This window comes from Microbacterium sp. B35-30, from assembly GCF_010634855.1.
Taxonomy (GTDB): domain Bacteria; phylum Actinomycetota; class Actinomycetes; order Actinomycetales; family Microbacteriaceae; genus Microbacterium.
This window is the reverse complement of sequence record NZ_MWLQ01000003.1, coordinates 137,058-159,154: the sequence shown is the minus strand read 5'-3', so window position 1 is coordinate 159,154 and position 22,097 is coordinate 137,058. Positions and strand designations below refer to the sequence as shown.

General features: G+C 71.1%; 17 protein-coding genes. 10 read left to right on the top strand and 7 right to left on the bottom strand.

The genetic code is table 11. The features are described from left to right. Nucleotides 1–71: 71 nt before the first annotated feature. From B2K11_RS02125 to B2K11_RS02100, 6 genes are all read left to right on the top strand, one after another. Nucleotides 72–728 (top strand): helix-turn-helix domain-containing protein, encoded by a 657-nt coding sequence (locus B2K11_RS02125; RefSeq protein ID WP_163616359.1) that lies wholly within the window; start codon nt 72–74, stop codon nt 726–728. Then, a complete protein-coding gene (locus B2K11_RS02120) occupies nt 725–1,561 on the top strand; it encodes a hypothetical protein (protein WP_239525593.1) in 837 nt (278 codons plus the stop codon). Before B2K11_RS02125 ends, B2K11_RS02120 begins: the two co-directional genes overlap by 4 nt. After that, nucleotides 1,558–3,411 (top strand): YhgE/Pip domain-containing protein, encoded by a 1,854-nt coding sequence (locus B2K11_RS02115; RefSeq protein WP_163616358.1) that lies wholly within the window; start codon nt 1,558–1,560, stop codon nt 3,409–3,411. Before B2K11_RS02120 ends, B2K11_RS02115 begins: the two co-directional genes overlap by 4 nt. Nucleotides 3,412–3,615: 204 nt before the next feature. Further along, the gene (locus B2K11_RS02110; RefSeq protein ID WP_163616356.1) at nt 3,616–6,282 is read left to right on the top strand and encodes a penicillin acylase family protein; all 2,667 of its coding nucleotides are present in this window, start codon (nt 3,616–3,618) and stop codon (nt 6,280–6,282) included. 417 nt (nt 6,283–6,699) lie between these two features. Then, a complete protein-coding gene (locus B2K11_RS02105) occupies nt 6,700–7,566 on the top strand; it encodes an AraC family transcriptional regulator (RefSeq protein WP_163616354.1) in 867 nt (288 codons plus the stop codon). Between the two features lie 113 nt (nt 7,567–7,679). Beyond that, the gene (locus tag B2K11_RS02100) at nt 7,680–8,957 is read left to right on the top strand and encodes an FAD-dependent oxidoreductase (RefSeq protein ID WP_163616352.1); all 1,278 of its coding nucleotides are present in this window, start codon (nt 7,680–7,682) and stop codon (nt 8,955–8,957) included. A gap of 33 nt (nt 8,958–8,990) precedes the next feature. Here B2K11_RS02100 and mnhG read toward each other — a convergent pair whose 3' ends face one another. The 6 genes from mnhG to B2K11_RS02070 are packed head-to-tail and all read right to left on the bottom strand — an operon-like array spanning nt 8,991 to nt 15,324. Beyond that, nucleotides 8,991–9,365, bottom strand: coding sequence for a monovalent cation/H(+) antiporter subunit G (gene mnhG / locus B2K11_RS02095; RefSeq protein ID WP_163616350.1), 375 nt, complete (start codon nt 9,363–9,365; stop codon nt 8,991–8,993). Then, on the bottom strand, nt 9,365–9,631 hold the full coding sequence (locus B2K11_RS02090) for a monovalent cation/H+ antiporter complex subunit F (RefSeq protein WP_163616349.1): 267 nt from the start codon (nt 9,629–9,631) through the stop codon (nt 9,365–9,367). Before B2K11_RS02090 ends, mnhG begins: the two co-directional genes overlap by 1 nt. Then, nucleotides 9,628–10,251 (bottom strand): Na+/H+ antiporter subunit E, encoded by a 624-nt coding sequence (locus B2K11_RS02085; RefSeq protein WP_163616347.1) that lies wholly within the window; start codon nt 10,249–10,251, stop codon nt 9,628–9,630. The genes B2K11_RS02090 and B2K11_RS02085 overlap by 4 nt, the downstream gene beginning before the upstream one ends. Further along, nucleotides 10,248–11,831, bottom strand: coding sequence for a Na+/H+ antiporter subunit D (locus tag B2K11_RS02080; RefSeq protein WP_163616345.1), 1,584 nt, complete (start codon nt 11,829–11,831; stop codon nt 10,248–10,250). Before B2K11_RS02080 ends, B2K11_RS02085 begins: the two co-directional genes overlap by 4 nt. Then, complete coding sequence (locus tag B2K11_RS02075; protein ID WP_163616343.1) at nt 11,828–12,391, bottom strand: Na(+)/H(+) antiporter subunit C; 564 nt, start codon at nt 12,389–12,391, stop codon at nt 11,828–11,830. The genes B2K11_RS02080 and B2K11_RS02075 overlap by 4 nt, the downstream gene beginning before the upstream one ends. Beyond that, nucleotides 12,388–15,324, bottom strand: a complete 2,937-nt coding sequence (locus B2K11_RS02070) for a Na+/H+ antiporter subunit A (protein ID WP_163616341.1) — start codon at nt 15,322–15,324, stop codon at nt 12,388–12,390. The genes B2K11_RS02075 and B2K11_RS02070 overlap by 4 nt, the downstream gene beginning before the upstream one ends. 396 nt (nt 15,325–15,720) lie before the next feature. Here B2K11_RS02070 and B2K11_RS02065 point away from each other — a divergent pair, with 396 nt between their 5' ends. Then, complete coding sequence (locus B2K11_RS02065) at nt 15,721–17,568, top strand: hypothetical protein (protein ID WP_239525592.1); 1,848 nt, start codon at nt 15,721–15,723, stop codon at nt 17,566–17,568. Between the two features lie 120 nt (nt 17,569–17,688). On the opposite strand, the gene B2K11_RS02060 is transcribed toward B2K11_RS02065, so the two are convergent. Next, a complete protein-coding gene (locus tag B2K11_RS02060; RefSeq protein ID WP_163616339.1) occupies nt 17,689–18,756 on the bottom strand; it encodes a LacI family DNA-binding transcriptional regulator in 1,068 nt (355 codons plus the stop codon). Nucleotides 18,757–18,838: 82 nt separating this feature from the next. Here B2K11_RS02060 and B2K11_RS02055 point away from each other — a divergent pair, with 82 nt between their 5' ends. The 3 genes from B2K11_RS02055 (at nt 18,839) to B2K11_RS02045 (ending at nt 22,070) form a co-directional block, all read left to right on the top strand. Continuing rightward, entirely contained in the window at nt 18,839–20,062 is a 1,224-nt protein-coding gene (locus B2K11_RS02055; RefSeq protein WP_163616337.1) for an MFS transporter, read from the top strand. A gap of 140 nt (nt 20,063–20,202) precedes the next feature. Continuing rightward, nucleotides 20,203–21,417: a histidine kinase gene (locus B2K11_RS02050; RefSeq protein WP_163616335.1), complete on the top strand. Its 1,215-nt coding sequence runs from the start codon at nt 20,203–20,205 to the stop codon at nt 21,415–21,417. Next, the gene (locus B2K11_RS02045; RefSeq protein ID WP_204259974.1) at nt 21,414–22,070 is read left to right on the top strand and encodes a response regulator transcription factor; all 657 of its coding nucleotides are present in this window, start codon (nt 21,414–21,416) and stop codon (nt 22,068–22,070) included. The genes B2K11_RS02050 and B2K11_RS02045 overlap by 4 nt, the downstream gene beginning before the upstream one ends. The last annotated feature ends 27 nt before the right edge of the window (nt 22,071–22,097 follow it).

Below are 22,097 nucleotides of genomic sequence, written 5' to 3'. Positions count from 1 at the left end.
ATACCTGGACCTTGGCCGTGCGTTTGTTTGATAACTTGCACAGCTCTGTGCAAGATATCTAACCTATAGGCATGGATTCACGGATCGATGCCGCGCGCCGGCCGCGGCGCGACGCCCTGGAGAACCGCGCCGGCATCCTGGCTGCGGCACTCGTCGCTCTCGCCCACGACCCGCGTGCGTCGGTCGACGCGATCGCCCGGCAGGCGGGACTGTCGCGGCGAGCGCTGTACGGGCACTTCGACGACCGCGACGCACTGGTCCGCGAGCTCGTGACGCAGGGTGCGCAGCGGTTCAACGCCATTGCCGCGACGGTCGACGACGCAGACCCGCGCGTGGCACTGGCACGGCTGGCCGCGGCCCTCTGGACCGAGGCGTCGCACGTCCAGGTGCTCGCGGCGATCGCCCTCGACGAGGCCCACCTCGAAGAGACGGCGACCGCTCTGGCCCCGCTGCGCCGCACGGTGGTGCGCATGGTCCGCGAGGGCCAGGAGGCCGAGGTGCTGCGTACCGACGTCGCCGCCCCGACGCTCGCGCGGCTCGTCGAAGAGACCGCGCGCACCGTGATCACCCGGATGGATGCCTCGTCCCCCGCCGCCCGCGACCTCGCGGTGCGGTCGGTGCTCAGCATCGCCGGCCTCTCTTGGCGCGAGGCGGCGGCGCTGCTCGAGGCCCACCCCGACGTGCTGGTCCCCGCCACCGCGGCGACCCCCGAGGCTCCGGGCGCGTGAAGGTCGAACTCGACGCGGTCGGCAAAGGCCGTCGCGAGCACGCACTGCCGCTGACGTCCGCCGTCTTCGAGTCCGGCCGCGCCGCCCTGGTCGCTGCCGAGACCGAGCAGCGGCCCACGGTGCTCGGGCTCATCGCCTCGGGGCGCATGCGGCCCGACACCGGACGCGTCGCCGTCGACGGGCGGACGGACTCCTCGGCCCTCCGCCGCCGGGTCGCCCTGGTCGACGCCCCCGGGATCTCGGAGCCCGAGCCGAACGTCACGCTCGCCGGCGTGGCCGCAGAGGAGCTCATGTTCGCGGGCCGCCGCTCGGACCCTCTCGCCGTGCGGCGCTGGCTGGAGGAGCAGGGACTCGGAGATGCGGCATCCCTCCCCGTCTCGAACGTCGAGCCCGCCGACCGCGTGCGCGCGCTCTGCGAGCTCGCCGTGCTGCGCAAGGGCGTCGAAGGCTTCGTGCTCGTCTCACCCGACCGCCACGGCGGCGAGCCCGCCGCGTGGTGGGCGATCGCCGAGGACTTCGCCGCCCGCGACCTCGCCGTGCTCGTGATCGCCGGCCAGGCCTCGCAGTCCGTCGTTGCTTCCCCGGTCGCTCCAGCCCCGGTGTTTCTCCCCCCGGTCGTTGAGCGAGCGAAGAACGCGGTCGTTGAGCGACCTTGCGAGCCGAAACGCAGAGACGAAACGCCTCGGACCGTCCCGCACACTCAGGGCGTTTCGTCTCGGTCGCTGGCGCTCCCTCGCTCAACGACAGGAAAGCCCCGGCACCCGACAACCCCGGTGAACGGTCGTCCGCGACTGCGCCGCCTCACTACTCGCACGAAGGTCGTCGCGGCATGAAGGTCCCGCAGATGATCCTCGCCGAGCTCCGGCGGCTGACCTCGACGCGCATGTCGCTCATCGCCCTCATCGCGCTGATGGTGGTGCCGATCCTCTACGGCGGCCTGTACCTCTGGGCGAACCGCGACCCGTACGGCCAGCTCGACCAGGTGCCGGTCGCGCTCGTCGTCGCCGACACCGGCGCCCCGCTCAACGGCACAGACCGCAACCTCGGCGACGAGGTCGCCCAGGAGCTCATCGAGGACGGCACGTTCGACTGGCACCTCGCGACGGCCGACGAGGCGGACGCGGGCCTCGACGAGGGCGCCTACGACTTCGCGATCGAACTGCCCGCCGACTTCACGGCATCCATCGCGTCCATCACCTCCGGCGAGCCACGCACCGCCGACATCGTCTTGCACACCAGCGACGCCAACAACTACCTCGCCTCGACGATCGGCACGCAGGCGGTCGAGCGCATCCAGACCACGATCACCGAGAAGGTCGTCGCCGAAGCGGGTCTCACGATGCTCGATGCCCTCGACACCATCCGCATCCAGTTGACGGATGCCGCCACCGGCGCCACGCAGCTGGTCGACGGTCTCGCGCAGGCCGGCGACGGCGCGTCACAGCTCACCGTCGGCGCGTCACAGCTCGCCGAGGGGATCGCGCAGCTGCGCGACGGCGCCGCGCAGCTCTCGACGGGTGCCGGTCAGGTGGCCGACGGCGCCGCCCAGGTGGCAGAGGGGACCGCGCAGCTCGACGCGATCGCCGATCGGATCGGCACCGCCTCCGCCGACGCGGCATCGGCGCTGCCGCAGGTGCGCGACGACATCTCGACGGCCCTCACCGAGGCCGGGCTCGACCAGACGCGGATCGACGAGGTGCTCGCCAAGCTCGACCCCGTGGGTACGCGGCTCACCGCGGTCGATGAGCGGGTGCAGGGCGCGGTGGCGGAGATCGATCGGCTCGACGACGGCGCCCAGCAGGTGTCGGCGGGCGCCGCGACCGTCGCCACGGGTACTGCCACCCTCGCCACCGGCACGGCGACCGCCGCGGACGGCGCGGCGCAGGTACAGGGCGGCGCCGCAGCACTCGACGGCGGCCTGACTCAGCTCGAAGACGGCGCGACCCGCCTGCGCGACGGACTCGCCGACGGCGCCGCCCAGCTGCCCTCGTTCGACGCCGGCGTCCGCCAGGCGCAGGCCGACACGCTGGCGGCTCCGGTCCAGATCGAGCGGACGTCGCTCACGCAGGCGCAGAACTACGGTGCCGGCCTCGCGCCGTTCTTCGCCGCCCTCGCGGGGTGGATCGGCATCTACGCGCTCTTCCTCATCGTCAAGCCGGTCTCCAAGCGTGCCGTCACGGCGCTCCACTCCCCGATCCGCATCACGCTCGCCGGGTGGGCGACCCCGGCTCTCCTGGGCGGGCTGCAGATGCTCGGGCTCTTCGGCGTGCTCGCCCTCGCGCTAGGCTTCTCGTTCGCGCATCCGCTGGCGACGCTCGGCATCCTCGTGCTCGCCAGCGCGGCGTACGCGGCCATCGTGCTCGCCCTCAACGTCTGGCTGGGCTCGGTCGGGCAGTTCCTCGGACTCGTGCTGATGGTGCTCCAGCTCGTGACCGCGGGCGGCACGTTCCCCTGGCAGACGCTGCCGGCGCCGCTGGCGGCGCTGCACCACGTGCTGCCGATGGGCTACGTCGTCGACGCGATGCGGCAGGTCATGTACGGCGGCAACGCCGACCGGGTATGGCTCGACCTGGCCGTGCTGCTCGCGTGGCTCGTCGGCGCGGGGCTCGTCGCGGCGATCGGAGTGACCCGCATGACCCACTTCCGCACGCTCCGCGACCTGCAGCCCAGCGTCATCGGCTGACCCTCGGCTCTCACGCCGCGGAGGCCGGCATCACCTCGATGCGACAAGCGGCCGGCCGCGCGCCGAAAAGCGAACACGATTCGGCACAACCTGCGAGTCGGGGTTAGCATGCGGAGCGGTGCCTGTGCCCCCCGAACGCAGGGACCCGATCCCGCGGTGCCTGGCACCGCGTCTCTCCCCCACCCTCGCTCGGAAAGCCCTTCAATGCCGAAGCCCCAGCCATCGCCCTACGCCGTCGACGACACCGCTCCCCGTCGATCCGTCGGGCGGACGGTCGGCATCACCCTGTTCAGCATCGTCGCCGGCATCGTCGTGCTCGCCCTCATCGCCGTCGGCTTCGTGGCGTTCACCGCGCAGCGCTCGTTCCCGCAGCTCAGCGGCGAGGTCAAGGTGCCGGGCCTCGATGCACAGGTGACGGTGCAGCGCGATGTGCTCGGCATCCCGACCATCACCGCGGACTCTTCGCGCGACCTCTTCTTCGCGCAGGGATACGTCCAGGCGCAGGACCGCTTCTGGGAGATGGACTTCCGCCGTCACGTGACGAGCGGCCGTCTGTCGGAGCTGTTCGGCGAATCGCAGCTCGGGACCGACAAGTTCCTGCGCACCCTCGGCTGGCACGCGACCGCCGAGCAGGAGGTCGAAGCGCTCGACCCGATCGCGCGTGCCTATTACGACGCCTACGCCGACGGCGTGAACGCCTACCTCGCCGAGAACCCGGGCGCCGACGCTTCCTTCGAGTACGCTGTGCTGGGTCTGCAGAACCCGGACTACGTGATCGAGCCGTGGACCCCCGCCGACTCGGTCGCGTGGCTGAAGGCGATGGCCTGGGACCTCCGCAGCAACATCGAGAACGAGACGGAGCGGGCGGTCCTCGCCCCGGGCTTCACCGAGGCGCAGATCGACGGTCTGTATCCGGGGTACCCCTTCGACCGGAACCCCGTCATCGTACCCAAGATCTCGACCGTGCCCGCCGTCGGGACGGCCCCCGACCTCCCCGCGGAGGGCGAGGGCGCTGAGGGCACGGAGGGCGAGCCCGAGGGCGACACGGCAGGCGACGCTTCGGGCGACACGGATGCCCCCACCGCCGCCATCGAGTGGACCCGGGCCGACACCGTCATCGACGCGGTGAGCGAGCTGGTCGGCGACGCCGGCGAGGGCATCGGCTCGAACTCGTGGGTCGTGTCGGGCAGCGTGACCGAGACCGGGATGCCGCTCCTCGCGAACGACCCGCACCTCGGCGCCTCGCTCCCGAGCGTCTGGCACCAGATCCAGCTGAAGTGCTCGACGGTCACCGAGGAATGCCCCTTCGACGTCGCCGGCTTCGGCTTCTCGGGCCTGCCGGGCGTCGTCATCGGCCACAACGCGCGCATCGCCTGGGGCTTCACGAACCTGACCACCGACGTCACCGACCTCTACCTCGAGAAGGTCGACGGCGACTCGTACTGGTACGACGGCGCGCTCGTGCCGCTCGAGACGCACACCGAGACGTTCAAGGTCGCCGGTGGCGAGGATGTCGAGCTCGAGGTGCGCTCCACGGCGAACGGCCCGATCGTCTCAGGCCTCACCGACGACTTCACCGCCATCGCCGAGAACCCCTACATCGGCACCGGGGGCACGGTCGTCGCTCCGACCGATGCACCGGCGGGCGACTATGCGGTGAGCCTGCGCTGGACCGCCCTGGAGCCCGGGACGACGGCATCCGCCATCTTCGCGCTCAACACCGCGCAGGACTTCGACGACTTCCGCGGCGCTGCCGCCCTGTTCGACGTGCCCGCGCAGAACCTCATCTACGCCGACGTGGACGGCAACATCGGGTACCAGACGCCCGGAAAGCTGCCGATCCGCGGTGCCGGCGACGGCTCGATGCCGCAGCCCGGCTGGGACTCGACGTACGCGTGGCAGGGCTTCATCCCGTTCGAAGAGCTCCCGGTGTCTTACAACCCCACCGAGGGCTACATCGTCACGGCCAACAACGCGATCGTCGCCGCCGACTACCGGTACGGCCTCACGACCGACTGGGACTACGGCTGGCGCGCCGCACGCATCGACGAGCTGATCCAGCGTGCGATCGCGAAGGGGCCGGTCACGGCCGACGACCTGAACGCCATCCAGGCCGACAACTATTCCTTCATCGGCATGCGTCTGACGGCGGCCTACTCCGAGATCACGACCGGCGACGACGAGACGGATGCCGCACTCGACCTGCTGCAGGAATGGGATGCCCAGAACAACGCCGACTCGGCAGCCGCCGCCTACGCGAACGTGCTGTGGGACACCCTGGTCGAGAACATCTTCGTCGACGGACGCGAGAACCCGGCGCCGCTGAGCGGCCAGGGCCGGCTGTTCCTCGTCGTGGACGCGCTGCTCGAGGACGACGCATCGCCGTGGTGGACCAACGAGGAACTGGGTGTATCGGGCATGGCCGACATGCTCAAGCGCTCGGCGATCGACGCGTACGAGCGGCTCGTCGACGAGCAGGGAGACAACCACTCGCGATGGAACTGGGGCTCGCTGCACGCGCTGCCCCTGACCAACGAGAGCTTCGGCGAGTCGGGCATCGCGCCGATCGAATGGCTCTTCAACCGCGGACCCTTCCCGGTCGGCGGCGGCTCGTCAGTGGTCAACGCGACCGGCTGGGACCTCGGGCAGGGCTTCGAGACCGTCACCGTGCCGTCGATGCGCATGATCGTCGACCTCTCGGACTTCGACGACTCGCGCTGGAACCAGCTCACCGGCCAGAGCGGCCACGCCTTCCACACGAACTACACCGACCAGGTCGAGTCATGGCAGAAGGCCGAGCTGACGCCGTGGGCGTTCTCGTCGAAGGCGGTCGACGCCGCCGCCACCGACACCCTGGTGCTCATGCCCTGACGCGCCTCGACGAGCCGCCCTTCCCCGCAGGGGTGCAGGACGTTTCGTCTCGCTCGTTCCTCGCTCGCTCAACGACCGAGGTAAAGGTCCCCGTCGTCGAGCGAACGACGCCCACGACCGAGGTAAAGGTCCCCGTCGTCGAGCGAGCGACGCCCACGACCGAGGGACAGGTCCCGGTCGTCGAGCGAGCGACGCCAACGACCGAGGTAAAGGTCCCGGTCGTCGAGCGAACGACGCCCACGACCGAGGGACAGGTCCCGGTCGTCGAGGGACGAGCGCTAGCGAGCGAGACGAAACGCCTGAGCCCGCGGCGAGCGCGGGTGGATCGATCGCGAGGTGCGCCGCCGATCGAATCGGACCGCGATAGTAGGGTGCGGATTGCCACCGACGGCCAGGCTGGATGTCGAAGGAGGAACCGTGATCGCGATTCTCAACCGCATCGTCGAGGACGTCGAGGACCACCTCGCCGACGACATCGACATCGCCGGCCTGGCGGCGAGGCTCGGCACGACCGAGTACCACGTCCGTCGGATGTTCTCGTCGCTGGCCGGGATGCCCCTGTCGGAGTACATCCGGCGACGGCGCATGTCCGTCGCGGCGGCCGATGTCGTCGGCGGCGATGACCTGCTCGGAATCGCGGTCCGCTACGGCTACAGCTCCACCGAGGCATTCGGTCGAGCCTTCCGGGCGGTGCACGGCGTCGGCCCCGGCGACGTGCGCCGGGACGGCGGTCCCCTTCGTACGCAACCGCAGCTCAGGTTCCGCCTGACCGTAGAAGGGAACACACCTATGGACACCCGTATCGCCGACCTCCCCGACCTCCGGCTCGTCGGCCACGCCGCCCGCGTGCCGCTCATCCACGAGGGCGTCAACCCGCACATCCAGGCGCACATAGCCTCGATTCCCGCCGAGGAGCATCTCCGCCTCAAGACGCTGGGCAACGCCGAGCCGGCCGGTCTGCTGCAGGTGAGCGCCGACGTCGACCCGGACTACACCGAGGGCAGCCACCTGACCTATCTGCACGGCGTCGCCGTCAGCGAGGGGACCACCGTGCCCGACGATCTCGACGTGATAGAGGTGCCGGCCGGAAGCTGGGCGGTCTTCCGCACCTCCGGCCCGTACCCGGCGGCCCTGCAGTCCACCTGGGCCGCGACCGCCGCCGACTGGTTCCCGTCCAACCCGTGGCGGCTGCGACCGGGGCCCTCGATCGTGGCCATCCTCGAGCGCGCCGACGACTTCAGCACGGCGACCACGGAGCTCTGGCTGCCGGTCGAACGCGGCTAGCCGTTCGGGGACGCGGCGGTCGTACCCTGGGTGCGGATGGTGCTCGGCGGAGCACGCGGACTCGAGGAGGCGTCGAAGGTGGAGACCCGACCGGTGCTGAGACGGATGCCGACATGACCGCCGATCCCGATGCAGACGGGTCGACGCGGACGACGTGCGCCATCGTGGGAGGTGGCCCCGCCGGCCTCGTGCTCGGCCTCCTGCTCGCCCGGGCGGGAGTGAGGGTCACGGTGCTGGAGAAGCACGCCGACTTCCTCCGCGACTTCCGCGGCGACACGGTCCATCCGACCACGCTCGGCCTGCTCGACGACCTCGGTCTGTTCGACCGGTTCGACGCGCTGCCCCATTCGCGGATCAGCCGGGTCGTCCTTCCCGGGCCCGCGGGGCAAGACATGCAGATGGCCGACTTCTCGCGCCTGCGGGTGCGGCATCCGTATATCGCGATGGTGCCGCAATGGGACCTGCTCGACCTCATCGCGGATGCCGCCGCCGCCGAGCCGTCGTTCACCCTGCGCACCGAACACGAGGTGACCGGTGTCATCCGCAACGGCGATCGTGTGGTCGGCGTGGAGTACTCGTCACCGGAGGGTGACGGCCGGCTCCTCGCCGACCTCACGGTCGCGTGCGACGGCCGCTGGTCGGTCGTCCGTCGGTCCGTCGGCCTGCCGGCGCGGCAGCTCCGGGTCGGCTTCGATGTCTGGTGGTACCGCGTGAACACCGCGAAGCCGCTCGGCGAGTCCCTGCTGCCTCGCATCGGCAAGGGTCGCGTCGCCATCGCGATCCCCCGCAAGGGCTACGTGCAGGTCGCGGCCCTGGGGCACAAGGGCACCGACGCCGCCGTCCGTCGCCGAGGAGTCGACGTATTCCGGGCCGACACCGCGCAGCTCCTCCCCGAACTCGCCGGAGACGTCGGCGGCATCGCATCCATGGACGACGTCAAGCACCTCGACGTACGCCTCGATCGCCTGCGCCGCTGGCACGCGCCCGGTGTGCTCTGCATCGGCGACGCCGCACACGCGATGTCGCCCGTCGGCGGCGTCGGCATCAACCTCGCCGTGCAGGATGCCGTCGCCACGGCCCGCATCCTCGCGAACCCGCTGCGTCGCGGCACGTTCCGCGTGTCGGCTCGCGACGGCGAGCGCGTGCTCGCGCGGGTGCAGCGCCGGCGGACGCCGCCCACGGTCCTGATTCAGGCGCTGCAGCGCTTCATCCACGCCCGGCTCATCATGCCCGCGCTCAGCGGTGGGGGTGTCACGCCGCCGCGCCGGCTGATCCGCCTCCTCCGTCGCCTGCCCGGACTGACCGTCATCCCCGCGTTCATCATCGGCGTCGGCCCCCGGCCCGAGAAGGCGCCCACCTGGGCTCGCCGCCCCCGGACCACCCCGAGCTGACAGCGCCTCGGGTCCCTGGCCTCAGCTCCCGCCTCAGCCGCCGGCGGCGGGCGGAGTCTGCTTGGAATCCGCGAGCTCGTCGACGTGAAGCGCCGTGTGGTCCATCGTGCCGTTGCGGTACGCCTGACGCCCGACCATGTGCGCCGAGAGCGGCGCCGTCGCGAGCTGGATGAGCACGATCGGCACGAGGAACGCCACCACCGGCCACGATCGCAGCGACAGCGCGACCGCGAGACAGATGAGGATCAGCCCCAGCACCTGGGGCTTGGTCGCGGCGTGCAGGCGGGTCGGCACGTCGCGGAACCGCAGCAGTCCGATGGCGGCGGTGAGGCACAGCACGGCGCCGATGAGGATGAGGATCAGCGACGCGACGTTCAGCCCGGCGTCGAGGGCGGTCGCGGCATCCATCACTGTCCCTGATCCCTTCTCGCCACGAACCGCGCGATCGAGATCGACCCGAACACGCCGACGGCGGCGATGATCAGCAGCACCGGGAGCGTCCGCGTGTGCTGGTTGATGGCCATCTCGGCCCCGAGCACGCACATCACCTCGGTGAGGAGCACATCGGATGCCACGGCCCGGTCGAGGATCGACGGCCCGATCACGATCCGCCACAGCGTCAGGAGCGCCGCCACGCCGAAGACGACGTAGATCGCCAGCATCAGCACGTTCATCGCCCACTCCCCCCGCTCTTCAGGGGCCCTGAGCTTGTCGAAGGGCCCCGGGCTGCGGCATCCGCCCGAATGGCCCGCAGCTGCGCCCGCGAACCCACCGCACGGACGATGCGCGCCTCCCAGGAGTGAACGCTCGCACGCTGCTTCTCGACGTCGGCGTCGTCGCGCACGCCGACCACGTGCAGGTACACGATGCGGCGGTCCCGATCGGTCTCGACGATCAGCGAGCCGGGGATGAGGGATGCCGTCACGGCGGTGTGCGTCATGATCAGGTCGTCGTCGGTACGCAGCTGCACGGCGATGATCGCGGCGCCGGGCTGCCGGCGGAAGTCGAGCACCTGCCACGCCACCGTGAGCGAGCCGCGCACCACCGCCACGAGGAACTCGAGCACGAAGACGAAACCCCACCAGAGGTTCACACGACCCGAGAGCTCGACGGGCGGCAGGCGGAAGATGCGCGTCACGATGACCGCCGCGATCAGTCCGGTGAGGAAGGCGAGCCACGTGAACTGCCCCCACAGCAGCATCCAGAGCGCGATGAGCCAGACGAAGAACGGCAGCTGCCGCCATACGGTCAGTGTCGCGCGGTGCAGGCGGTTCCGGGGCAGGTCGGGGCTCACGGCGTCTTCTCCGTACCCTGCAGGTCGTCCTGCAGCTGCGTGAGCGACACCGGCTGCAGCAGCGACTCGCCGATGCGCGTGCACACGTCGTAGAGCGGTCCGGCGAAGACCGTGAGCGCGACCGTGATCGCGACCATGCCGGTCGTCGCCGCGGTCATGATCTTCGGGATGACGCGGCGCTCGGTCTCGACGCCGGCCGCCGGCGCCGAGCCGAGGTACGAGATGCGGGCCTCGGTCTCGGCCGAGTCGTCCTCTTCGCGCCAGAACGACAGGTTCCACGCGCGCATGAGGGCGTAGAGCGTCAGCAGGCTCGTGACGATGCCGCCCACCATCAGCACGATCATGATCGGCGTGCCGACCTGAGCGGCGGCATCGAAGAGCGCGAACTTGCCGATGAAGCCGGAGAACGGCGGCAGCCCGCCCAGGTTCACGGCGGGGATGAAGTAGAGCACGGCGATTACCGGCGCCGCCTTCATCAGCCCCTTCACGCGGAGGATCGACGTCGAGCCGGCGCGGCGCTCGACGAGTCCGACGGCGAGGAACAGGGTCGTCTGCACCACGATGTGGTGGATCATGTAGTAGATCGTCGCCCCGATAGCCGCCGGGGTCGCGACCGCGAGCCCGAAGATCATGTAGCCGATGTGGCTGACCAGGGTGAACGAGAGGATCCGCTTCAGCTCCGCCTGCGCGACGGCTCCGAGCACGCCGACGATCATGGTCGCGAGCGCCACCCACATGAGCAGCTGGTTCACGTCGTTGTACAGGAACAGCTCGGTCTCGGTGCGGATGATCGCGTAGACCCCGACCTTCGTCAGCAGGCCCGCGAACACGGCGGTCACCGGCGCCGGGGCGGTCGGGTACGAGTCGGGAAGCCAGAACGAGAGCGGGAATACCGCCGCCTTGATGCTGAAAGCCAGCAGCAGCATGAGGTGCAGGATCAGCTGCGTCTCCTGTGGCAGCTCGCCCATCCGCTCGGAGATCTGCACCATGTTCACGGTGCCCAGCGCCCCGTAGATCATCGCGATCGCCGCGAGGAACAGGATCGACGACACCAGCGACACCACGATGTACACGACGCCGGTGCGGATGCGGGACTCGGTCGAGCCGAGGGTGATCAGCACATAGGAGGCGACCAGCAGGATCTCGAACCCGACGTAGAGGTTGAAGAGGTCGCCCGCGATGAACGCGTTGAAGATGCCCGCACCCAGGATCAGGTATGACGGGTGGAAGATCGAGACCGGGGTGTCGTCGTCGCCGTCCGCCGCGCCCTGGCCCACCGAGAAGAGGAGGACGGCGAGGAGCACGATGCTGGACACGACGACGAGCAGCGCCGAGAGGCGGTCGACGTAGAGCACGATCCCGAAGGGGATGGGCCAGCCGCCGACCGAGACCGCGATCGGCTCGTCGCCCGCGTCGACGACGTACAGCAGGACCGCCGCGATCACGAGCACCGCGGTGAGGGTCACCACCGAGACGGCGACCTGCGTCTTGCGGTGGCGTCCGGCGATGAGGGCGATGGCGGCGCCGAGCAGCGGCAGCGTCACGAGCAGCGGAACGAGGGCGGGGGCGATCTGCGTCATGCGTCATCACCCCGCTCGCGCTCGTCGGTGCCACCGCGAGGGCCCTGCTCGGGGCGGTCGACCGGGGCGTCGTCGCGGAGCCCGGCGAAGTGGCGTGTGCCGAGGATGATGATCGGAGCGGTGTCGGTGCCCACGAAGTCGGTCGTGGCGTCGTCGTCCGTGTGCTCGATCTCGGTCTCCTCATCCATCGTGTCCTCGTCCTCGGGGCCGCGCTCGCGCACCTCGAGGTCGGCGACGTCGTCGACCACCGTGTCGGCCTGGCCGAGCTGCCACGAGCGGTAGATGAGGGCGAGCAGGAACGCCGAGACGGCGAACGTGATGACGATGGCGGTGAGCGTGAGGGCCTGCGGCAGCGGGTCCGACATCTCTTCGACGGATGCCGCGCCGAAGAACGGCGCGACACCCGGCTCCCCCATCACGATGAGCAGCAGCAGGTTCGCCGCGTTGCCGAGCAGCAGGAAACCGATGAGCACGCGGGTGAGACTGCGTTCGAGCATCGCGTACACGCCGCATGCGAACAGCACGGCCATCACGATGATGAGGATGAGCGAGACGTTCACGAGACGCTCACCCCCTGCTGCTCGCGGGCTTCCTGCGCCTGACGGTCGACCTCCGCGCCGAGGCTGCGCAGCACGTCGAGCACCAGACCGATCACGACGAGGTAGACGCCGACGTCGAAGATGGTCGAGGTCACGAACTCGACATGGCCCAATACCGGCAGCGTGGTCTCGAAGAAGACGCTCGACAGCGGCGGCAGCCCGAAGAACACCGGCACCACCGCGCAGGCGACCGCGATGGTCATGCCGGCGCCGAGCAGGCGTCCGGCGTCGGTGGGCGCCGCGGCGCCGAGCTCGTAGCGGCCGCCCGCGACGTACCGCATGACGAGAGCCATGCCCGCCACGAGGCCGCCCGCGAAGCCGCCGCCCGGCAGGTTGTGGCCGGCGAAGAGCAGGTACAGCGACACGATGATGATCGTGTGGAACAGGATCCGCACGATCACCTCGAGCATGATCGAGCGGTTCTCGGGCCGCACCCGCTGGCCGCCGACCAGCCACGCCATGCGCCCGCTGCCGCGCTCGTCGCCCCGCTGCTTGAGGCCGTCCGACGTCTCGACGAGCGGGCGGCGGGCCCGCGTCGCGCCCGAGGGCAGCGGCTGGATGAACCGCGACAGCGTGTCGGCCCGGTGGGTGACGAACACGAGGGATGCCACACCTGTCGCCGCCAGGATCAGCACCGACAGCTCGCCCATCGTGTCCCAGCCGCGCAGGTCGACGAGCGCGACGTTGACGACGTTCTTCCCGTGCCCGAGCTCGTAGGCCAGCTCGGGGAAGCGCTCCGAGATCGGCTTCTCGACCCGCGCCCCGGTGGCGACGATCGCGACGAGTGCCATGGTGACGCCGACGGCCGCACCGAGCACGGCGCGGGCGACGGGCCAGACCGAGGCGTTGTGCTCGCCCAGCCGCGAGGGGATCCGGCGCAGCACGAGCGCGAAGGCGACGAGCGTCACGGTCTCGACGAGGATCTGCGTGAGCGCGAGGTCGGGCGCGCCGCTCGTCGCGAAGAGGAGCACCATGCCGAGCCCCGTGACCGAGACGAGCACGACGCCGGTGTAGCGCTTGCGGGCCCGGATCGCGATGAGTCCGGCGGCGATCATGAGCGGTGCGACGAACAGCTGCGTCGGCGTATGGAAGGCGTCGAGCTGTGCGCGCCACTCGTTGCTCGCGATCAGCGCCGTGCCCTCGGCCGCGACGAAGACGACGAAGATCGTGCCGACGTACACGGGCAGCGAACCACGCTGGGTGAGGCTGGTCGTCAGGACCGAGAGGCGCGCGATCCCGCGGAGCGCGCCGTTGTAGGCCTCGGCGGCGGTGAAGGGCAGCAGCCGCTTGACGGGACGCCAGCCGCGGGTCGCCCAGAAGACGAGCACCCCCAGCGCGATGGAGGCCAGCGAGATCCACAGCGCCGCCTCGAAGCCGTGCCAGACGAGCAGATGCGCGGGGTGCTCGGGAGCGGTCACGCCGGCGGTCGCGGCGGGGGCCTGATCGGCGTACGGGGTGAAGACCTTGTCGAGCCACGGGGCCGCGACACCGGCGACTGCAGTGAGGCCGGCCAGCACGATCGGCGCCACGAGGAACCCGATGGGCGGGTCGGGCCATTCCGTATCGGGCATACGGTCGCCGTCCGGCTTGCGCTTGTTCGCGAACGCGCCCCACACGAAACGGATGCCGTACCCCGCGGTGAGCACCGAGCCCAGCGCGATGCCGACGAGAGCCACGATGCCCCACACCGCGCCGCCGAGCGCCTCGTGCAGGAGCGCCGCAAGCGCACCCTCCTTGGCGACGAACCCGATGGTCGGGATGATGCCGACCATCGAGGCGACGGCGATGATCGAGAACGTGGTGAGCACCGGCGCCTGGCGTCCGACACCCGACAGCTCGGTCAGGTCGCGGGTGGAGAGCTGGCGGTCGATGACGCCGACCACGAGGAACAGCGCCGACTTGAAGAGCGCATGACTGAGCAGGAGCGCCAGACCTGCGAGGGCGGCATCCCTGGTCCCGTACCCGAGCACCACGGTCAGCATGCCGAGCTGACTCACCGTGCCGAACGCGAGCACGCGCTTGAGGTCGGTCTCGCGGAGTGCCTGGAAGCCGCCGAGCAGCATCGTGAAGACGCCGAGCCCCACCACGATCGGTCGCCAGGTGGGGGCGATCGCGAAGACCGGGGCGAGGCGGGCGATGAGGTAGATGCCCGCCTTCACCATGGCGGCCGCGTGCAGGTAGGCGCTCACCGGTGTCGGCGCGGCCATGGCGCCGGGCAGCCAGAAATGGAACGGGAAGATCGCCGACTTACTCAAGGCGCCGACGAGGATCAGCACGAGAGCGGCGTCGACGACCGGACCGGTGGGCGCCTCGGCCAGGATCGTCGAGATGCTCGATGTGCCCGCATCGACCACGAGCAGCACCACGCCGATCAGCATGACGAGTCCGCCGAGCGTGGTGACGAGGAGCGCCTGCAGCGCCGCACGACGGCTCGCCGCGCGCTTGTTGTAGTACCCGATGAGCAGGTACGACAGCACGCTGGTGACCTCCCAGAACATCACGAGCACGACGAGGTCGTCGGTGAGGACGAGCCCGTACATCGCGCCGGCGAAGGCGAGGAGCACCGCGGCGAACTGGCCGAGGTTCTCGGTCTTGCCGCGGAAGTACCAGCGGCAGTAGATCATCACGAGCGCCCCGACGCCGGTGACCACCAGCGTCATGAGCCACGAGAGCGTGTCCATGCGCATCGACAGGTCGATGCCGAGCGGCGGGATCCAGGCGTATGTCTCGAACGGAATGTCCCCCGCGACGATGCGCGGCGTGAGTACGGCTGCATGCACGAAGCCTGCGATCGGAAGGACCGCGGCGACGTAGAACGCTCGAGCGCCGATGCGGGCCACGAGCCAGGGCAGCAGGATCGGGACGACCGCGAACGCGCCGAGCATGAGGAGCATTCAGGCCTCCTCGTGGTCGTCGGCCTGCGTCTGTCGAAGGTGGACAGCACAAAGCCCAGGCGATCGGGGTGTCGGAACCATCCTACCCGGCGCATTCCGGGGCTTGACCGCCGCGGCATACATCCGTCGCGCGTGCGGCACGTCGGCGTGCCGCTGCATCCTCGTTTGAGGAGATTCGCCGAGATGAGGGCCGTCGTCCGGCGCGTTGCTCCTCACCTCGGCTCCATTCCTCAGTCGAGGACGGGGAGGGATGCCGTCCTCGTTTGAGGAGATGGGCCGAGATGAGGGGGGTCGTCCGGCGCGTTGCTCCTCACCTCGGCTCCATTCCTCAGTTGAGGACGGGGAGGGATGCCGCGCCGCTCGGTCTGCGGTCGACCCGCGTGGCAGAGTGAGGCGGTGGCCGACAACACCGTGCCCGATGCGCGGGAAGTGCGCGGGCTGCCTGGCTGGGCGCGCGAGCTGCTCGGCGTCGCGGTGGCGGTCGCGGTCGCCATCGCGGTGGTGGCTGTGGTGGCGGCATCCGCTCGCTCGGAACTGCTGTTCCGCGACGCCGACTCGCTCGTCACCACGCTGGTGATCCACTCGCTCGCCGCCGTGCAGCCGCAGGACTGGGCCATGTCGTCGGTGCTGTTCCTACCCGAGATCGCGATGCTCCGGCTGCTGTCGCTGCTCGGGCTCGGCACGAACGGCACGCTCGCCCTCGCCGGCGTCGTCAACGTGGTGGCGCTCTACGGCGCGCTGCGCGTCGCGGCCGGCTCGGTCGCCCGAGCACGCGCGCCGATCGCCGGCGCCCTCACCGGGCTCGGCGGCTTCGCCCTCTTCGCCGCGTCGGAGTCGTCGCCGTCGCGCGATGCGCTCGAGCTCGCCTCTCTCCTCACGACCACGACGTACTACAGCGCGACCGTGATCGGTGCGGTGCTGGCGATCGGCCTCGTCCGGCGCGCCCTCGACCGCGGCACGTCCGCGTGCGCACCGCGGGCTTCGGGTGTCACGACACGCGGTAGCGCCACGGCCGAAGCCACGCAGCGCGACCCCCGAACCTCGCACACCGCCGCCGACCCCGCTTCGGGTGTCACGACACGCGGCAACCCCGCGGCCGAAGCCACGCCGCGCGACCCCCGAACGTCGAGGCGAGTGCCGTGGGCAGCGGTGGGGGGCATCGCGGCGGTGGCTGCGGCATCCGTGCTCACCAACCCGCTGTTCGCGGCGTGGGTGACGGTGCCGGTGGCGCTCGTGCTCGGCGTCGTCGCCGTGCGGGAGCGTGTGGCGCTGTGGCTGGCCGGTGCCCTCATCGCCGGCTCCCTCGTCGGGTACGTCGGACGGATGCCGCTGGACCTCGTGCTCGGACAGACGCAGCTCATCGCGAACACCGGCGCCGGCTACATCGATCCGGCGCAGTGGCTCGCGTCACTCCAGTACTACGGGGCGCTGCTCGCGGAACGGTGGAGCGCGACGTGGGGGGCGGCATCCGTCGTCGCCGTCGTGGTGCTGTGGAGCTGGAGCGTCGCCGCAACCATCCTGCTCGCGCGACGGCGCGATGGAGCCGATGCCGCCGGAGGCTCCGCTCGACCCACCGACGGCGAGCGGCGTGCGGTGGGCGCCGCCTTCGTGGCGGCGTGCGGCTGGGTCGTGCCGCTGCTCGTCGTGGTGGGGGCCATCGCGCTCGGCACCCACGCGGCGCGCTATCTGCAGCCCGTGGTGTTCGCGCCGCTCCTCGGGCTCGTCGTGCTGCCGGAGCTCCTGTGGCGCCCCGCACCGGATGCTGTCGCGTCGTCGACGACACCGGAGCCGACCCGAGCCCGTCGTGCGGGCGGATGGGGAGCTGTGCTGGCTGCCGGCGCCGCGGCGGTCGCACTCGTGGCCGCCGTCGGCATCGGAGTGCCACGCATCTCCGCCGCCGCGCACGCACCCGACACCGACCTGGCGTGCGTCGTGGACTGGACCGAGCAGTCGGGGCGCACGGGCGCCGGCCAGTTCTGGACGATCCGCCTCCCCAAGACCCACCTCGCCGACCCGCGTGCGCTGGTGCAGGTCGACCACCGGCTACGCGGCTACGCCTGGCTCGTGAACCGCGACGACTTCGCCGTCGGGGAGGTGTCGTTCCTGGTGACCGACGCGCAGTCCCCGCCCTTCGAGCTGCCCGGCGGCGCCTCGATCCAGGATGCCGAACTCATCTCCTGCGGCCGCTACACGATCGCCGACTTCGGGTCGTCGACGCTGCGGCTCGGCCCTCAGCGCTCCTAGGCCTCCAGCCACGCCGATCGCGCCCCGCCTCGCTGCTGCGCCGGGTGAAGGGCGTTTCGTCTCGCTCGTCCCTCGCTCGCTCAACGACCGATCGGGGCGTCGCGGCTCCCTTACGGCGGGTCAGCGCCCGGGAGCGACCGGACCCGTGGTGTTGCCCTCGCGGAACGTGCAGGTGAAGCGGATCGAGGCAGCTGGGGCGCCCTCGAGCATCGCGGCGACCGCCTCCCCCGCGGCGCGGCCCTTGTCGGTCGCCGGCTGCACGAGGGTCGTGAGCTCGTAAGGGGCGAGGCCGTCGACGACGATGCCGTCGAAGCCGGTGACGCTCACATCCTCGGGCACCCGCAGGCCCGCCTCCTCGGCCGCGCGGATCACGCCGGCGGCGAGCAGATCGCTCTGCGCGATGACGGCGGTGGGCCGACGCTCCGGGTCGGCGAAGATCTCGCGGCCGGCCGCGTGCCCCTCGTCGATGAAGCTGCCGGCGGCCGCGTAGGTCGAGGCATCCGGGAAGACGTCCAGAGCACCGGCGAGCCGCTCGCGCGTGACGTCCACCGCGATCGCCGCGCCGTCGTCGATCCAGCCGCGCTCCCACCCCGCACGCACCGGCAGCGCGACGACGGCGACCTCGCGGTGCCCGAGGGCCCGCAGGTGACTGGCCGCCTGGCGCTGCGCCTCGCGGTTGTCGAGGCCGATGCGAGGAACACCTTCGCCGGCATCGCCCTCGATGACGACGACCGGGATGCCGCGCGCCTTGACCATCTCGAGTGACTCGCGCAGCAGCCCGCTGCAGCCGATGAGCACGGCCGCGTCGAGGGGCGCAGTCGTGAGCGAGGGCCCGACACCGGTCGGCTCGTGGTCGCGGAGCAGGAGGAGCCCGGCGCCGATCGGCGTGACGGCGTCGGCGAGGCCGTCCATCATCAGCGTCTTCACGGGGTCGAGGAACGCCGTGCGCAGATGCTCCTCGAAGACCACGCCGACGATGCCCGAGCGCCCGCGACGCAGTGACGCGGCTCGGGGATCCGGACCGGTGTAGCCGAGGCCGGCTGCCGCGTCGAGCACGCGGCGCCGGGTCGCATCCGACACGGGCGTCTTGCCGCTGAACACCACGGAAGCGGTCGACGGTGAGACGCCTGCCTCACGGGCGACGTCCGAGATCGTGGCACGGCGGGTGCCGGAGTCCTGACGGCTCATGTCGTGATGATCGTAGCCCGTCGCGAGCCACGCCGAGCTACCCGTGCGAAGCGTGGTCGAATCGATTCGGTAAAGTGTCCGGATGGACACCGTGCTCACCCGGACGCAACTGGTCGGCTGGCGCACCGCGATCTTCACGATCTTCTTCGTGACCGGCCTGGGCTTCGCGTCGTGGGCATCGCGGCTGCCCGCAGTGAAGAACGACCTCGGCATCACCGATCTGGAGATCGGCGTGCTGCTGTTCGTCTCGGGCGCCGCGTCCATCGTCGGGCTGTCGCTCGCGAACGTCATCGTCGTGCGGTGGGGGGCCCGGCGCGGCATGATCGCGACGATCATCGCCTTCTCGCTCGGCGTGATCGTCGTCGGCCTGGGCGTGCAGGTCTTCCAGTCGTATGCGATCACGGCCGTGGGACTGGGCCTCATGGGCATCGGCATGAGCGCCACCGACGTCATGATGAACGTCGAGGCGGCGGCCGTCGAGCAGGCCTTCGAGCGCACGCTCATGCCGCTCTTCCATGCGTTCTTCAGCATCGGCACCGTGGTGGGCGCGGGGATCGGCGTGGCGATGGCCGCGTGGAACATCGGCGTCGGGTGGCACCTCTGGGGCATCGGGGTGCTGGTGCTCGCCGCCGGGCTGCTGTCGCTGCGGGCGGTGCCGTCGCGCGAGATCGTCCACGACGATCCGGCGACCACGACGACCCGCCGGGAGCGATTCGCCGAGGTGCTCTCCGTCTGGCGCGACCCCCGCACCTACGCGATCGGCGCGATCATGCTCGGCATGGCGTTCGCCGAGGGCAGCGCCAACGACTGGCTCGCGATCGCGGTGGTGGACGGACACGGCCAGACCGAGGCCGTCGGCGCCGTCGCGCTCACCGTCTTCTCGGTGGCGATGACCGTCTTCCGCATCCTCGGCGGGCCTCTCGTCGACCGCATCGGCCGGGTGTGGACGCTGCGGATCCTCGCCGTCATGGCCGTGATCGGCCTCGTGATGTTCATCCTCGCGCCGTCGCTCCCGATCGCCTTCATCGGCGTCGCGCTCTGGGGTGCGGGTGCCTCCCTGGGCTTCCCGCTCGGCATGTCGGCAGCGGCCGACGACCCGGCCAAGGCCGCGGCATCCGTCTCTGCCGCCGCCACGATCGGCTACCTGGCGTTCCTCTGCGGCCCGCCGATCCTCGGCTGGATCAGTCACGAGATCGGCATCCTCCCGACCCTCTGGATCATCGTCGGCCTCATCGTCATGTCGGGCCTCGCGTCGGGCGCGGCCAAGCCGATCGCCGGTTCGAAGGTCGGCGCCGGTCACGTCTGATCCCGGCCGGCGGACCGCCCGGCCGGGCATCCCGAGCCGGACCGCGCGGCCAGCGGCGTGCCTGGCCCTCTGATCTCCGCGCGCCCGAGTTCACCCGCGGGGGTGAGGCCGACTTCGCCGTCGCGTGCCAGCATGGGTGGATGCCGCCGGCCACGGACCGCGTCCCGCACCGCTCCGCCGACGCGGGCCTGATCGCAGCGATCGTCGCCCTCATCGTGCTGCTGCCGGTCAGCCTCGCCGCGGCGGCGACCGCGCCGCCACCGTTGGACCCGATGACGGTGGGGCTGCTGTGGTCGTGCTTCGTGGCGCTGCACGCGGCCTCGCTGGTCGCGGTGCGTTTCCCCGTCGGTGCGTTCGTGGCCGCGAGCACGGTGATGCTCGTCCTCGTGCTCGCTCCGGCCGCTCGCGATGCGGCCGGCCCGCTCTACCCGTCCTCGGTCGCATACCTCCTGTGTCTCGGCCAGGTCGCGGTGCATCGGCCGGCGCGCTTATCGGTCCCGGCGCTGGCTACGGGGATCATCGGCGCCGGTGCGATCGCCGTGCTCGAGCCGGCGTTGGAAGCGGGCGACAGCGACACCGATACGGCCCTGCTCCGGTTCGGCGTCTTCCTCGGTCTCGCCGCCGCCGTCACCGCCGCGTGGGCGATCGGGCTCCTGCTGAGGGTGCGCGCCGCGCGCCTCGAGGAGCAGACTCGCGCGCGCGTGGAGCGGGCGCTCGCCGACGAGCGCATGCGGATCAGCGGGGAGCTGCACAACGTCGTCGCGCACGCGATGACAGTGATGATCGCGCAGTCCGAGGCCGCGCGCCTCATGATGCCGACGCGCCCCGCCGACAGTGCGCGGGCGCTCGAGGTCGTGGCGCGCACCGGCCGTGACGCGCTGCGCGGCATGCGCACCATCGTGGCAGTGGACGGTCGGGCGCCACTCGCTCCCCTGCCGACACCGGAGGCCCTGGACGAGCTGGTCACGGCTGTACGCAGCCCCTCATGCGACGTGGTCCTCACCGAGTCCGGTGACCGGCGAGAGCTGTCGGCGCCGGTGGCGCTGGCGCTCCACAACGTGGTGCGCGAGGCGATCACCAACGCGGTGCGGCACACGATCGCGCCGATACGGATCGACGTGTCGCTCGCGTGGGGCGAACCGCTCGTCGTCGAAGTCGTCGACGACGGCGGCGCCGGACCGGCGGCGTCGGACCTGGGCGGCGGCACGGGACTGGTCGGACTCGCCGAGCGGGTGCGGCTGGCCGGTGGGGCGTTCCACGCCGGACCGCGGATGCCGCGGGGTTGGGCCGTCCGGGCGCAGCTGCCGGTCGGTGTGGAGCCAGCCGATCCGGCCGACGGCGAGGTCGGGCGATGACCCTGCGGGTGCTGCTGGTGGACGATCAGGCGCTGTTCCGCGAGGCGGTGGCCGTCATGCTGAGCTACGACCGGCGGATCGGTGAGGTCGCGACGGCGGCGTCAGCCCGGGAGGCGATCGCGCACGTGCGCGCCCATGCCGTCGACGTCGTGCTCATGGACATCCGCATGCCCGGGGTGGACGGGATCGAGGCGACCCGCGAGGTGCTGCGGCTGCGTCCCTCCACGCGCGTGCTGATGCTCACGACCTTCGACCTCGACGCGTACGTGGTGGGCGCGATCCGCGCCGGCGCCAGCGGTTTCCTGACCAAGGACGCGACCCCCGAGCGGCTGGGCGACGCCGTGGCGGCGGTCGCCGCCGGCGACGCCGCGATGTCGCCCGCGGCGACCTCCGCCCTGCTCGGCTTCGTGCGCGAAGGCGTCGCGGCGCCCGATCCGGCGGCGGCCCTGTCGCAACTCAGCGCTCGCGAGCAGGAGGTCGCACGGGCGCTCGCGTCTGGCGCGTCGAACGAGGCGATCGCACGCGCCCTGTTCCTGTCCGAGAACACCGTGAAGACGCACGTGAAGTCGGTGCTCGCGAAGCTCGGCCTCCCCGATCGCGTGCACGTCGTCATCTGGGCGTACGAGAACGGCGTGCTGCGGCCGCGCGGCTGAATCACCCGCACGGGCGAGGGCAGACCG